The organism is Synechococcus sp. NOUM97013 (genome assembly GCF_014279815.1).
In the GTDB taxonomy this organism is placed as follows: domain Bacteria; phylum Cyanobacteriota; class Cyanobacteriia; order PCC-6307; family Cyanobiaceae; genus Synechococcus_C.
The window spans coordinates 1,129,126-1,141,795 of record NZ_CP047941.1; the positions used below are offsets into that span (position 1 = coordinate 1,129,126).

Annotated in this window: 12 protein-coding genes; 11 read left to right on the forward strand and 1 reads right to left on the reverse strand. The window is 59.1% G+C overall.

The genetic code is table 11. From position 1 onward, the window contains the following. Positions 1 to 10 precede the first annotated feature (10 nt). From SynNOUM97013_RS05915 to SynNOUM97013_RS05965, 11 genes are all read left to right on the forward strand, one after another. Positions 11 to 745: a phycocyanobilin:ferredoxin oxidoreductase gene (locus SynNOUM97013_RS05915; protein ID WP_186481190.1), complete on the forward strand. Its 735-nt coding sequence runs from the start codon at positions 11 to 13 to the stop codon at positions 743 to 745. Positions 746 to 813: 68 nt separating this feature from the next. After that, positions 814 to 1,653 carry an HlyD family efflux transporter periplasmic adaptor subunit gene (locus SynNOUM97013_RS05920; RefSeq protein ID WP_186481191.1) on the forward strand — a complete coding sequence of 280 codons (840 nt, stop codon included), beginning with the start codon at positions 814 to 816 and terminating at the stop codon, positions 1,651 to 1,653. Next, on the forward strand, positions 1,653 to 2,825 hold the full coding sequence (gene devC, locus SynNOUM97013_RS05925; RefSeq protein ID WP_186481192.1) for an ABC transporter permease DevC: 1,173 nt from the start codon (positions 1,653 to 1,655) through the stop codon (positions 2,823 to 2,825). Before SynNOUM97013_RS05920 ends, devC begins: the two co-directional genes overlap by 1 nt. A gap of 4 nt (positions 2,826 to 2,829) precedes the next feature. Continuing rightward, on the forward strand, positions 2,830 to 3,555 hold the full coding sequence (locus SynNOUM97013_RS05930) for a DevA family ABC transporter ATP-binding protein (RefSeq protein WP_186481193.1): 726 nt from the start codon (positions 2,830 to 2,832) through the stop codon (positions 3,553 to 3,555). Between the two features lie 35 nt (positions 3,556 to 3,590). Further along, positions 3,591 to 3,746, forward strand: coding sequence for a hypothetical protein (locus tag SynNOUM97013_RS05935; protein ID WP_006850288.1), 156 nt, complete (start codon positions 3,591 to 3,593; stop codon positions 3,744 to 3,746). Positions 3,747 to 3,831: 85 nt separating this feature from the next. Continuing rightward, positions 3,832 to 4,764 (forward strand): glycosyltransferase family 2 protein, encoded by a 933-nt coding sequence (locus tag SynNOUM97013_RS05940; RefSeq protein WP_186481194.1) that lies wholly within the window; start codon positions 3,832 to 3,834, stop codon positions 4,762 to 4,764. A gap of 134 nt (positions 4,765 to 4,898) precedes the next feature. Continuing rightward, positions 4,899 to 5,615 carry a 30S ribosomal protein S2 gene (gene rpsB / locus SynNOUM97013_RS05945; RefSeq protein ID WP_186481195.1) on the forward strand — a complete coding sequence of 239 codons (717 nt, stop codon included), beginning with the start codon at positions 4,899 to 4,901 and terminating at the stop codon, positions 5,613 to 5,615. A gap of 88 nt (positions 5,616 to 5,703) precedes the next feature. Next, complete coding sequence (gene tsf, locus SynNOUM97013_RS05950; RefSeq protein ID WP_186481196.1) at positions 5,704 to 6,363, forward strand: translation elongation factor Ts; 660 nt, start codon at positions 5,704 to 5,706, stop codon at positions 6,361 to 6,363. 11 nt (positions 6,364 to 6,374) lie between these two features. Then, entirely contained in the window at positions 6,375 to 7,541 is a 1,167-nt protein-coding gene (locus tag SynNOUM97013_RS05955) for a hypothetical protein (RefSeq protein WP_255443027.1), read from the forward strand. Beyond that, positions 7,502 to 10,033, forward strand: a complete 2,532-nt coding sequence (recG, locus tag SynNOUM97013_RS05960) for an ATP-dependent DNA helicase RecG (protein WP_186481197.1) — start codon at positions 7,502 to 7,504, stop codon at positions 10,031 to 10,033. Before SynNOUM97013_RS05955 ends, recG begins: the two co-directional genes overlap by 40 nt. 60 nt (positions 10,034 to 10,093) lie before the next feature. Next, positions 10,094 to 10,819 carry a M15 family metallopeptidase gene (locus SynNOUM97013_RS05965; protein WP_186481198.1) on the forward strand — a complete coding sequence of 242 codons (726 nt, stop codon included), beginning with the start codon at positions 10,094 to 10,096 and terminating at the stop codon, positions 10,817 to 10,819. Here SynNOUM97013_RS05965 and SynNOUM97013_RS05970 read toward each other — a convergent pair. Then, positions 10,795 to 12,519: an NADPH-dependent assimilatory sulfite reductase hemoprotein subunit gene (locus SynNOUM97013_RS05970; RefSeq protein ID WP_186481466.1), complete on the reverse strand. Its 1,725-nt coding sequence runs from the start codon at positions 12,517 to 12,519 to the stop codon at positions 10,795 to 10,797. The genes SynNOUM97013_RS05965 and SynNOUM97013_RS05970 overlap by 25 nt on opposite strands. Between the last annotated feature and the right edge of the window lie 151 nt (positions 12,520 to 12,670).

A 12,670-nucleotide genomic window follows, 5' to 3' on the forward strand; every position in this document is an offset into this window, starting at 1 on the left:
GATCGAATTGATGCCTGCGTCCACGAGCGGTCGGGAGATGCATCCGCTGGTGGTCGCTTTGGCCTCCCGCATCCGTGACTGGCGCGAGGATCTTCCACAGCTCAGTCCGCTCGCAGTTTCGGGTGATCTGGAGGAGATCATCGGCACTCTCGATGGCGAGGATCTGTTCATCCGCAATGAAGTGCACTGCTGCCGCGGCTTGCGCAAGTTGCACCTGGAAACAGCCCGTCTTGGGTTGGGGCTCCAGATCCTTCATTGCGTCATCTTTCCTGATCCGCGCTTTGATCTGCCGGTGTTTGGTGCTGACATCGTCGCTAGCCCAGCAGGCATCTCGGCCGCCATCGTCGACCTCTCACCCGTTGGGGATCAACTGCCGGAGCGAATTGGTCGTGCTTTGGAACGCACCCCTACGCCGGCGTTCGAACAGGTGCGGGAGCTCCCCACATGGGGAACGATCTTTTCTCCCTTTGTGCGCTTCATCCGACCCACCAGCGACCAGGAACAGGACTGGTTCGTTGATCTGGTGGGCGCCTATCTAACGGTCCTGGGGGATGCGGTGCGGACGACGTCCCCCGATCCGAAGGATGCCTCTTCTACTCTGTCGCGATACCACGGACAGGTGTCCTATTGCCGGCAACAGAAACGCAACGACAAGACACGGCGCGTTCTGGAGAAGGCCTTCGGGACGACCTGGGCAGATCGCTACATCGAGGAGATGCTGTTCGACGAACCGGCACCACTGTGAAGCAGGGCCGCGGGATCTGGATCGGAGCCAGCCTGCTTGCTGTCCTGGTGATTGCTGGTGCCGCAACCATGCTGCGAAAGCCCGAGGCGGTCGAAAGCCCTGCCTCTGTCACCACGATTGAACAGCCTCGCCAAACCGAAGCTGTGGCAGCACTCGGCCAGTTGCAGCCGGCCGGCGAGGTGCGCCGCCTGGCAGCACCAGCAAGTGGGATGGCCGGATCCCCCAGGGTGACATCCCTGCGCGTCAAGGAAGGCGATGTCGTGACCCGAGGCCAAGTGCTGGCCGTCTTTGATAACCGTCCCCAGATTGAGGCGGATTTGGCTGCTCAGGACGAGCGCATCCGCAGTGTCGACATCGAAATCCCTTTGCGTCGCCGTGAGGTGGCCCGTTACGCACAGGCTGCTCGTGTCGGGGCAGCCACCGCTGTTCTGTTGGAGGAAAAGCAGGATGAATTGACCCTGCTGCAACGCAAGCGGGTGGAGCTCCTTGCTGAACGCCGCTCGTTGCAAGCTGATTTGAACGACAGCGAACTTCGTTCCCCAATTAATGGAGTCGTCCTGAAGGTCCACACACGCGAGGGCGAGCGCCCAGATACCGATGGTGTTCTGGAGGTCGGGGCGAGCCAATCCATGGAAGCGTTGATTGAGGTCTATGAATCCGATATCAATCGCATCGCGATGGATGAAAGGGTCACGCTCATCAGCGAAAACGGTGGTTTTGAGGGTGAACTTGAGGGACAGGTGGCTCAGATCAGCCCTCAGGTGCGTCAGCGCCAAGTGCTTTCCACTGACCCCACCGGTGATGCCGACGCGCGCGTCGTGGAGGTGTTGGTTCGGCTTGATGCCGCATCCGCGGAGCGCGTGGCCCGATTGGCGGGCCTCAAGGTGATCGCACGCTTTCAGTCCTGATGATCCGTCGGTTCTGGAATGGACGAAGAATTCCTTTGGCTTCGCTGATGTTGGTGCGTCAGCCGGTTCGTCTGGCTGTTGCATTGGCGGGCATCAGCTTCGCCGGGATTCTGATGTTCATGCAGCTGGGGTTCCGCGATGGACTGTTTGATGCCAGCGTCACGGTGCATCGTCTTTTTGATGCAGACATCGTGCTGATCAGTCCGCGCTCCACCAGCTCGGTGAGCATGGCCGGATTTCCGCGTCGCCGGCTGGTCCAGGCCATGGCGCTGCCGGAGGTGGAAGGCATCACCCCGGTGAACTGGAATCTGCTCCTGTGGCGAAATCCTGAAACGCGCGGAACTCGTTCAATCTTGGCTTTGGGATTTGAACCAGGGGATCCACTGTTTGTTGATCCAACCCTGGCTCCCAAGGCGCAGCTCCTGACCCAGAAAGGTCGTGTTCTCTTCGATGAAAAGTCACGACCGGAATTCGGACCTGTGGCGGAGTGGTTCAAGGACGGCCGCGTTGTTGAAAGTGAGATCTCTGGAAAGCGTGTTCGTGTTGCCGGTTTGATCGGCCTTGGAACCTCCTTCGGCGCCGACGGCAACATGCTGACCAGCCGTGAAACATTCAGAGAGCTGCTTCCGAACACACCCCCGGGGAGCATTGAAGTTGGCCTCGTTCGTCTGAAAGCCGGTGCTGATCCTGAGGCAGTGGTGCAGCAACTGAATGCCTTGCTTCCTGATGACGTCACCGTGCTGACCAAAGACGGTTTCATCGATTTCGAACAGAACTACTGGCGATCCAGCACCTCGATCGGCTTCATCTTCACTCTTGGTGCAGCCATGGGGTTCGTCGTCGGCTGCGTGATCGTGTATCAGGTTCTCTATTCCGACGTCAGTGATCACCTGCCGGAATACGCCACCTTGATGGCCATGGGATACAAACTCACCACATTGTTGGGGGTGGTGGTTCGTGAAGGCCTCCTGCTGGCTCTGTTTGGCTACTTGCCGGCTTATGCAGCTGGCCAGGGGCTCTATTGGTTGGTGCGAAGTGCCACGCAATTGCCGGTTGGCATGGATCTCACCAGAGCAACGACGGTCTTTTCCATGATCCTGGTGATGTGCATGGCATCCGCAGGACTGGCCATGCGTCGTCTAGTCGATGCGGATCCAGCGGAGATTTTCTGAGGCGATGACAGTTCTCTCCAATGCAGCTAGATCGCCAGGGGCCCAAGTGGCCAGCACGGTGAATATCACTGATCTATGTCATTGGTATGGCCGTGGATCCACCCGACGTCAGGTTCTCCAGTCGGTTGATCTTCAGATTGCCCCGGGTGAGGTGGTGCTCCTGACCGGTCCGTCCGGTTGCGGCAAAACCACTCTTCTGACCTTGATCGGTGCCCTCCGACAAGTGCAGCATGGTGACGTACGTGTGTTTGGTCAGCAGCTGCATGGGGCTGGTCGCCGTCAGCGGCAGCAGCTGCGTCGCAGCATTGGGATGATTTTTCAGGGCCACAATCTGTTGCGCTGCCTGACGGCGGAGCAGAACGTTCAAATGGGTGCTGATCTCCTGGAAGGTTTCAGCTACCGGGGACGTCGTGATCAAGCCAGAGAGTGGCTGAGGGCTGTGGGTCTAGAAGACCATCTCAACAAGCTGCCCCAGGATCTTTCCGGCGGACAGAAGCAACGTGTGGCCATTGCCCGTGCGTTGGCAGCCCGTCCTCGCTTGCTTCTCGCGGATGAACCCACCGCAGCACTCGACAGCACCACGGGTCGTGAAGTGGTGGAACTGCTGAAACGTCTGGCCCGAGATCAATCCTGTTCTGTGCTGATGGTCACCCACGATCCGCGAATTCTCGATGTGGCAGACAGGCTGGTGAAAATGGAGGACGGTCGACTCATCCAGGCTATTGAGTAAGTTGGACAAAGTTCAACTGAACCCTCAAGTTCCGCATGGCCAAGCGCAGAAACCTCAAGAAGGAAAAGCAGGAGCGCAACCGCGCCTATGCGCGCAAGTTCAAGAAGCGCAAGATGCGCAATGACGGCCGCGGCGAAGGTGCCGGTAATGGCGTGACTGGCACTGCCAACAACGGTGGTGCTGCTGACTGATTGCGGTCACATCTGTCTTCTTGGGGCCTTCGGGCCCCTTTTTTCATGCCTTTAGGCTGATCACCTTCGGTTTTGTCCAGCGCGGATGTTCATCAGCGTCGTCATTCCCACCTACAACCGACGCGCCATCCTGGAGAAGTGCCTGAGCGCTCTTGAGCTTCAGGACGCCTGCGGCGAACTTGATGAGTACGAAGTGGTGGTGGTCGACGATGGCTCCACTGACGGCACACCCGATTGGCTGCGATCCAATGCCGATCGGTTCCCCAGGGTGCGATTGTTCGAGCAGATCCATGGTGGACCTGCCGAGGGCCGCAACCGCGGCGTTGCTAACGCCCGGGGTGACGTCATCGTCTTCATTGACAGTGACCTTGTGGTCACGCCTACGTTTCTTGGCTGTCATGCCAGGGCGCTGTCCAAGCAATGGGCCAGGTCCGGCTCCCGTCTCTGCTTCACCTATGGAGCTGTCATCAACACGGCAGATTTCGACCACCCCACAGGTGAGCGTCACAAACTGCGCGATCTGTCATGGGCCTATTTCGCGACGGGAAATGTCGCGATCGACCGTGCCGTGTTGGAACAATCCGGTCTGTTTGATCAAGGCTTCAGGCTCTATGGCTGGGAAGACCTTGAGCTTGGGGAGCGGCTGCGTCAGATGGGGGTTGAGCTGATTCGCTGCCCCGAAGCCGTCGGCTACCACTGGCATCCTGCCTTCCGGCTTGAGCAGATTCCTGATCTGATCAGGGTTGAAGGGGAGCGAGCCCGAATGGGATTGGTTTTTTACAGGAAGCACCCCAGTCGGCGCGTGCGCATGATCATTCAGTTCACTTGGATGCACCGTTTGCTCTGGGGACTGCTCACCCTGGGTGGACTTCTCAACGAACGCAGTCTTCGGCCGTTGCTCGCTTGGCTGGTCCGTCGCGGTCAACCCTCCCTGGCCCTCGAACTGCTGCGCTTGCCTCTCAATCGGATCGGCGTGGAAGCGCTCTACCGAGAGGCTCGTGTTCAGGGCCTGCGCTGAACGGCGCTTTGTTAAGTTCACAAGGTCCTTTCAAACCGCACACCTGTCTGTTTCGGGTGCTGGATGTGACCTGAACTCCTGTTCATCACACCATCCCTGACAGGTGGAGGCGAACCCGAAACCCAACAACAACCATGGCTGTCGTCACTCTCTCCGAGATGATGGAGGCTGGTGCCCACTTCGGACACCAGACCCGTCGCTGGAACCCCAAGATGTCGCGCTACATCTACTGCGCGCGCAATGGGGTGCACATCATTGACCTCGTGCAGACTGCTGTCTGCATGAACAACGCCTACAAGTGGACGCGTTCTGCAGCCCGCAGTGGCAAGCGTTTCCTCTTCGTTGGTACCAAGAAGCAGGCTTCCGAAGTGGTGGCCCATGAAGCAGCCCGTTGCGGTGCTTCCTACGTGAACCAGCGCTGGCTGGGCGGAATGCTCACCAACTGGACCACCATGAAGGCCAGGATCGATCGTCTGAAGGATCTGGAGCGCATGGAGTCCAGTGGCGCTATTGCCATGCGCCCGAAGAAAGAAGGTGCGGTGCTTCGCCGCGAGCTCGATCGTCTGCAGAAATACCTCGGCGGTCTGAAGAACATGCGCCGTCTTCCCGATGTGGTGGTTCTTGTGGACCAACGTCGTGAAACCAACGCTGTGCTTGAGGCGCGCAAGCTCGATATTCCTTTGGTTTCCATGCTGGATACCAACTGCGATCCCGACCTCTGTGAGGTGCCCATCCCCTGCAACGACGATGCCGTTCGCTCTGTGCAGCTGGTGCTGAGCCGTCTGGCAGATGCCATCAACGAGGGTCGTCACGGCTCCAATGAGCAGCGTGGTGACGACGGCCAAGGCTGAGTCAAACCACCTCTAGATCCATGCCGCCCTCCTGCCGATGCGGGAAGGCGGCTCTTCTTATTCCCCCCACTCTTCACCCGTTCATCCGATGGCTGTTGCCGTATCCGCCAAGCTCGTCAAGGAACTCCGCGACAAGACCGGCGCTGGAATGATGGACTGCAAGAAAGCCCTTGCAGCCACCGAAGGTGATGCCGAAAAAGCCATCGAATGGCTGCGTCAGAAGGGCATCGCCAGTGCAGAGAAAAAGTCCGGTCGTACCGCTGCAGAAGGTGCCATCGGTAGTTACATCCACACCGGTGCCCGAGTTGGTGTTCTGGTTGAAGTCAACTGCGAAACAGATTTCGTGGCTCGTGGCGACATGTTCCAGGAATTGCTTCGCGACGTCGCGATGCAGGTGGCTGCTTGTCCTGGAGTTGAGTACGTGACGACCGCCGAGATCCCCTCTGAAATCCGTGAACGGGAGAAGTCCATCGAGATGGGGCGTGACGATCTCGAAGGCAAGCCTGAGCAGATGAAAGAGAAGATCGTTGAGGGTCGAATCAACAAGCGCCTCAAGGAATTGGCTCTAATGGAACAGCCCTTCATTAAGGACAGCTCACTCACCGTTGCCGAGCTCGTCAAGCAAACTGCGGGCAAGATCGGTGAGAACGTCAAAGTGCGTCGTTTCACCCGCTACACCCTTGGTGAAGGCATCGAAGTCGAGGAGAACGACTTCGCGGCAGAGGTCGCTTCCATGACCAAGTCCTGATCTTGATCACGGTGTCGGAACGTCCTCAGGGCCATGACCCCGATGTGCAGTTGGCACGTCTGGGTCAGCGTTGTCGATCCCTGGCACCAACCCTCTATCGGGAGCAAGCTCTTTACCTTCAACGGGTGCGGAGCTTGCTTCCGTCAGCAGTGAAAACTGCGATTCAAAATCTTCTTTGTACGCTTCCATCGGACCAGACAGAGGCGTTGGATGAGCATCAGCTGCAGTTCCAAAAGCGCATTGATGCGCTGCTGCAGCGGTCCTCTTCACTGATCACGGTCGAGCAACTTCTGGTGCTGTCAGCTCGGCTCAAGAAGGAGGATCGACGTCTGCGCATGCAGCAGCTTCAGGCGTTCACAGAACGCGGATCTGAGCGCGCGGACGCTACAGAATTGGATGACGCGACGTCCACACCACCCGCAGCATCGGTGGGAGTCGAATTAAGTCTGGATCTTCCGCTTGAGCGTCCTGATCTGATTGAGGGATTGCTGCCTGTCGATCCTGCATTGATGCCATCGGAGCCGACCTCTCACTCAGAGTCTCTGGACCTTGCCGCGTCATCGTCGTTGGATCCTGGATCGGAGCCGTCCGAACTGGATGTGTTGCGTTCGCTGTTTGTGATGGCTGGGGATTCTCTGGAATCCACAGAGGCTGAATCAGATCGACGCCCTGCTCTTGATCCTCAGGAGAGCAATGCCGTTGACCCTCTGGACACCAATGATCAGCTGATGCCTGAGACCGCGAGTGGTTTGTTGCATTGGTTGGATTGCTTGGACGCCGCTTTGATCCGTCGACTGCGCAATCTCTCCCATGCCGTCAATGTGGAGCTGATGCGTGCCGGGATCAATCGCAGTCTTCTGCCCATTCAGCTGCTCGACGCTGTGATCAGTGGTCAGCTTCCTTCCCAATCGGCACCCTCCAACCTGTTGAAGCTGACCCTGCCTCTGACGTTGATGACAGAGGAGCAGTCAATGCAGACGCTTTGTGTGTTGGTGAGACCCGCTGATCTCGAATTCGATGATCACGGCTTGCGGCGAATTCGTGCTCGTCTTCGTTTTCAACGCGGGGAACTCGGCAGTTGGCTTCTGAAAGAGCGACACTGGCAGCGTCGTGCGCGAGTTCGGGAGGTCCAAACCCATTGGTGGCCCAACCAGCCGGAGACGCCTCCTTCCAGGTAGCACCGGGTCTGGACCGCCAGGCTCTGGAACGTTTTTTGGTGTGGATCCGACCGCTTCAGCAGGCGCTCTCCTTAGAGGCTGATCGCGGTTTCGCTGACCTACAGGGCCGCAAGGAGCATTTCCACAGTTTCATGGCCCGGGAACTGGCGTCCCCGCCAGACATCCCCTTGCCTGGGGATGTGCCGGAGCGACTGCGAGTCTTGGCGGAGGGTTTCGCTGACTATCACACTCACAACGATGCAGCCCGGCGTCGTCAGGTCACGGTGGCCCGTCAGTGGTTGCATGCTCTACGTCAGCGACTTGAGCCTTCCGCACCGATGGCACCGCCACGGTTGAAGGTGGCGCAGCCATCGCCAACAGCTTCAGGACCCAGCGGGTCATCACCGTCCCTGGATGCGCCATTGGCTCAGGTCCGTGGGATTGGCCCCAAGTTGGCTGAGCGTCTGGCCAGCCTCGGATTGCTGCTGGTGCGCGATCTGCTGCTCCACTATCCACGCGATTACGTGGACTATTCCGCGTTGCGTCGGATTGAGGCGTTGGTGCCAGGTGAGACGGCCACGATCGTGGCCACCGTCCGTCGTTGCCATGGCTTCACCAGTCCACGCAATCCCAATCTCTCGATCATCGAATTGCAGCTTCAGGATCCGACGGGACGGATCAAGGTGACGCGTTTCTTGGCTGGTAAGCGTTTCAGCAATCCCTCCTACCTGCATGGCCAGACCCGGCAATACCCCAATGGCGCCACGGTTGCCGTGAGTGGACTGGTGAAGGACGGACCCTATGGGCTCAGTTTTCAGGACCCCCTCATCGAGGTGATGGAAAGTGCCCAGTCTCCATTGCGTTCCAGCCGGATCGGTCGCTTATTGCCTGTGTACCCGCTCACCGAAGGATTGACTGCGGATCGTTTCCGCTCGCTGGTGTCGCGCGTGCTCCCGGCGGTGCGTCTTTGGCCTGAACCGCTTCCGCGAGAGCGCCGGCAGGCTCGACAGCTCCTCAGTCGCGACAAGGCCCTGGTGGCGATTCATCGGCCGGAATCATCGGAGCAGCTTCAGCGAGCCAGGCATCGTCTTGTGTTTGATGAGTTTCTGCTGTTGCAGCTTGGGTTGATGCAGCGACGGGCGGCGTTGCGACAGCGCTCGGCGCCCTCCTTGCGCTGTGCCTCGGACCGTGATGGCCTGATGGGGCAGTTCCTGGAGCTGTTGCCGTTTGAGCTCACGGGCGCGCAACAAAGGGTTCTCGCGGAGATTGAGCTGGATTTGGATCGGCCTGAGCCAATGGCCCGTCTGGTGCAGGGAGATGTCGGCAGCGGCAAGACCGTCGTTGCTGTGGCAGCGCTGCTGAAGGCCATCCAGGCCGGATGGCAGGGGGCGATGATGGCCCCGACGGAGGTGCTGGCAGAACAGCATTACCGCAGTCTGTGCACCTGGATGCCGCCGTTGCACGTAACGGTGGAGCTGCTCACCGGATCGACCCCCCAGAAACAACGCCGCCGCATCCTGGCGGATGTGGCATCAGGAGCCTGCAAGATCCTTGTGGGGACCCATGCGCTGCTGGAAGATCCCGTTGGTTTTGAGCGGTTGGGTCTTGTCGTGGTTGATGAGCAACACCGCTTTGGTGTGCGTCAGCGCAATCGATTGTTGGGGAAGGGCTTGCAGCCTCATCTACTCACCATGACTGCCACGCCGATCCCCAGAACCTTGGCGTTATCACTCCATGGCGATCTGGATGTCAGCCAGATCGATGAACTGCCGCCGGGCCGCACGCCGATCAAGACGGCGATGCTTTCTGGTTCCAGCCGCGACGAGGCTTACCAGCTGATCCGTGACGAGGTGAACAAAGGCCAGCGTGCCTATGTCGTGCTTCCTTTGGTCGAAGACTCAGAAAAGATGGATCTGCGATCGGCGGTGGAGGTGCATCGCCAGCTGGCGGAGGAGGTGTTCCCCGATCTTCAGGTGGGTCTGCTGCATGGTCGGCTGGCCAGTGCGGACAAACAGGCCGTGATTCGCAGTTTTGCCGCGGGAGAGTCGCAGGTGCTGGTCTCCACCACGGTTGTGGAAGTCGGTGTCGATGTGCCGGAGGCCAGTGTGATGGTGATCGATCACGCCGATCGCTTTGGACTTGCGCAGCTCCACCAGCTGCGTGGTCGCGTTGGACGCGGTGCTGCGGCGTCTCACTGTCTGCTGATCAATGACAGTCGCAATCCCTTGGCGCGGCAGCGGTTGGAGGTCCTGGTGCGATCCACCGATGGCTTTGAGATTGCCGAAATGGACCTCCGTCTTCGCGGTCCAGGTCAGGTGCTGGGCACTCGTCAATCGGGTCTGCCTGATCTGGCTCTGGCCAGCCTTGCCGATGATGGATCCGTGCTGGAAGAAGCGCGGGAGGAAGCCGCAGACATTCTCTTGCAGGATCCAGAGCTTCAAGACCATGCCGTGTTGAAGCGGTTGCTAGAGGAACAACGCAGTCGTGTGACCGCTGCCGCACAGCTCAATTGAGCGGCCCTTGAGACTCCATCCCATCGCTCATACGATTCTTGAGCTCTGGTGAGTTGTCGGATGCGTCGTCCCTGGAACGATGTGGTGATTGCAGACTGCGGTGAGTCCCTGGCATCGCTCAAGACTCATTTCCTTTGCCTGGAACCGCATCCTTATGCGCGGGTGGGAGCTCCCTATGGCGAGGGTGCGGATCCCTACAGGCTTCGATCCGGCGTGCTGGAGCGATTGCAGAGGGCTCAGGATCAGCTGTCGCTTGCAAACGATCCCGTTGCAGGACCTCTGCAGTTGGCCATCTTTGATGCCTGGAGACCGGTGCAGGTGCAGGCCTACATGGTTCAGCATGCAGTGGCAGAGCTTTGCCAGCAACGGGAAATTGACCCCCTCGATCCGGCCCAGTCCGAAGCGCTGGCGCTGGCTCAGTCTGACGTGAGTCGATTTTGGGCACCGCCAAGTCGTGATCCCGGGATGCCACCCCCCCACAGCACAGGTGCGGCAGTGGATCTCACCCTTGCTGACACCGCCGGGACGGTGTTGCCGATGGGGGGTGAGATTGATGCCATTGGTGAGGAGTCGATCCCGGATGTTCATGCATCAGCAGCGGAGCAGGATTCATCGAGTGATGCTGCTCTCTGGCATAGGAGGCGATGCCTGCTGCATGACGTGATGCGTTCAGCAGGCTTTGTCCGGCACCCGAACGAATGGTGGCATTTCAGTCACGGAGACCAGCTGTGGGCCTGGTCGGTGAAAGCTAAACGGGCGATCTACGCCTCGGTTCCCAGCAGCTGATGCACCGATTGATCTCCCAAGCGGTTGACGTGAGCTCCGAAACTGCGACGAACTCCGCACTGTTTCCAATCGATCAGCAGCGGTTCAAGGGTTGATTCCAGCTGATCGAGGGGCATTTTCTGCAGGAACGGACGCGCCAGTGTCTGGAGGTTCGGTGTGCCTCCAAGCCACAACTGGTATTGATTGACGCCACTCCCCACCAGGCCGAGTTCGGCCATGTAGGGACGGGCACAACCATTCGGGCAGCCAGTCATGCGCACCAGCAAGGATTGGTCGATCTCCAGACGTTGCAGCAGGGCATCCAGGCGGTCAAGCACAGAAGGAAGCGCCCGTTCCGCTTCGGTAATGGCCAAGCCGCAGGTGGGCAGTGCTGGACATGCAATCGCATGCCGCGCCAGCGGTGCAGGTTCACCTGGGAGTTCAAATCCCAGGGTTGCCAGTGCAGCTTTGATGGCGGGTTTCTGGGGCGCCCCGATGTTGCACAGCAACAGATCCTGATTGGCGGTCAGACGCACTTCCAGCTGATAGGTCTGAACAAGCTTGCGCAATCCGGATTTGACCTCACCTGCGAGCCGTCCGCAGGTCAGGGGGAGCCCCACAAACCACAGGCCCTTCTTTTGACGATGCCATCCCAAGTAATCCTCCAGCTTGGGACGCGCCTCCAGGCGAAGGCCCTTCAATTCACCTTTGAAATAGGTCGATTTGAGGGTGGAGCGGAACCAACTGATCCCCTTGTTGTGGAGCAGGTATTTCATCCGCGCGTGCTTGCGCACCTCACGGTCACCGTGATCACGCTGCAAGGCCATGATCGACTGCAGCAGATCAAAAATGTCATCCGCTTTCACGTAGCCGAGGGCATCGGCGGTTCGCGCAAAGGTGTCGTCTTGGTTGTGGGTTCGGCCCATGCCACCACCCACATAGACGTTGCAGCCTTTCAAGGCACCGGAGGGGTCAGCAAAGGCGACTAGACCGATGTCTTGGGTCAGTAGATCGACTGAGTTGTCACCAGGAACGGTGACAGCCACCTTGAATTTGCGCGGTAGGTAGGTGTCGCCGTAGAGCGGTTCGGCATCACTGCCTGAATACACCCCACCATCCCTTTGCCGGGACCGCGCTTTGCGCACGGCTGAAGTGGGTTGGAACCTGTAGCTGTGGTCGCCATCGATCCACATGTCGAGGTAAGACCCCTCTGCGGCTTCAGGGCTGAGCAGATCCGCAATTTCATCGGCGAGCTTGCGAGCCGCTGGGTATGCACCTTTCTCAAACGGGGCCGGAGGTGCCATCACGTTGCGGTTGATGTCTCCGCAGGCCGCCAGTGTTGAACCCAAATTGCTGATGATCGTGCCGATCACCGTTTTGAGATCTGCCTTGGGCACGCCGTGCATCTGGAAGGCCTGGCGCGTGGTGGCGCGAAGCGTTCCGTCGCCGTAGCGATCGGAGAGATCATCCAGGGCAACAAACAGGTCGGCAGGGATTCGTCCACCTGGGTTCCGCAGCCGCAGCATCATCTGCCAGCAGCGAACCTTGTCGGTTTTGCGCAGCTCGCGATGGTTCTGCTGGTAGCTGCCGTGGAACTTCAGCAGTTGAACGGCGTCTTCACTGAAGCGGATCTCTTCGTTGCCAAGTTCCGTGAGCAGAGGTTCGCGCAGATGGCCGCTGTAGAGCTTGCGTTTTTCTGCTTTTGACAGGGCCGTGTCAATCGACTCTGTCCGATCGGCAGGACCATCTAATGCCGTGTCGAGGGCAACTGCCTGCTTATTGGAGGTAGCTGTCACACCTTGGCTCACACGTGCGCTGTCGTTCTATTTGAAACTAGCGAAGCGGCGTCCAATAAAGTCGCCACCTGCATTG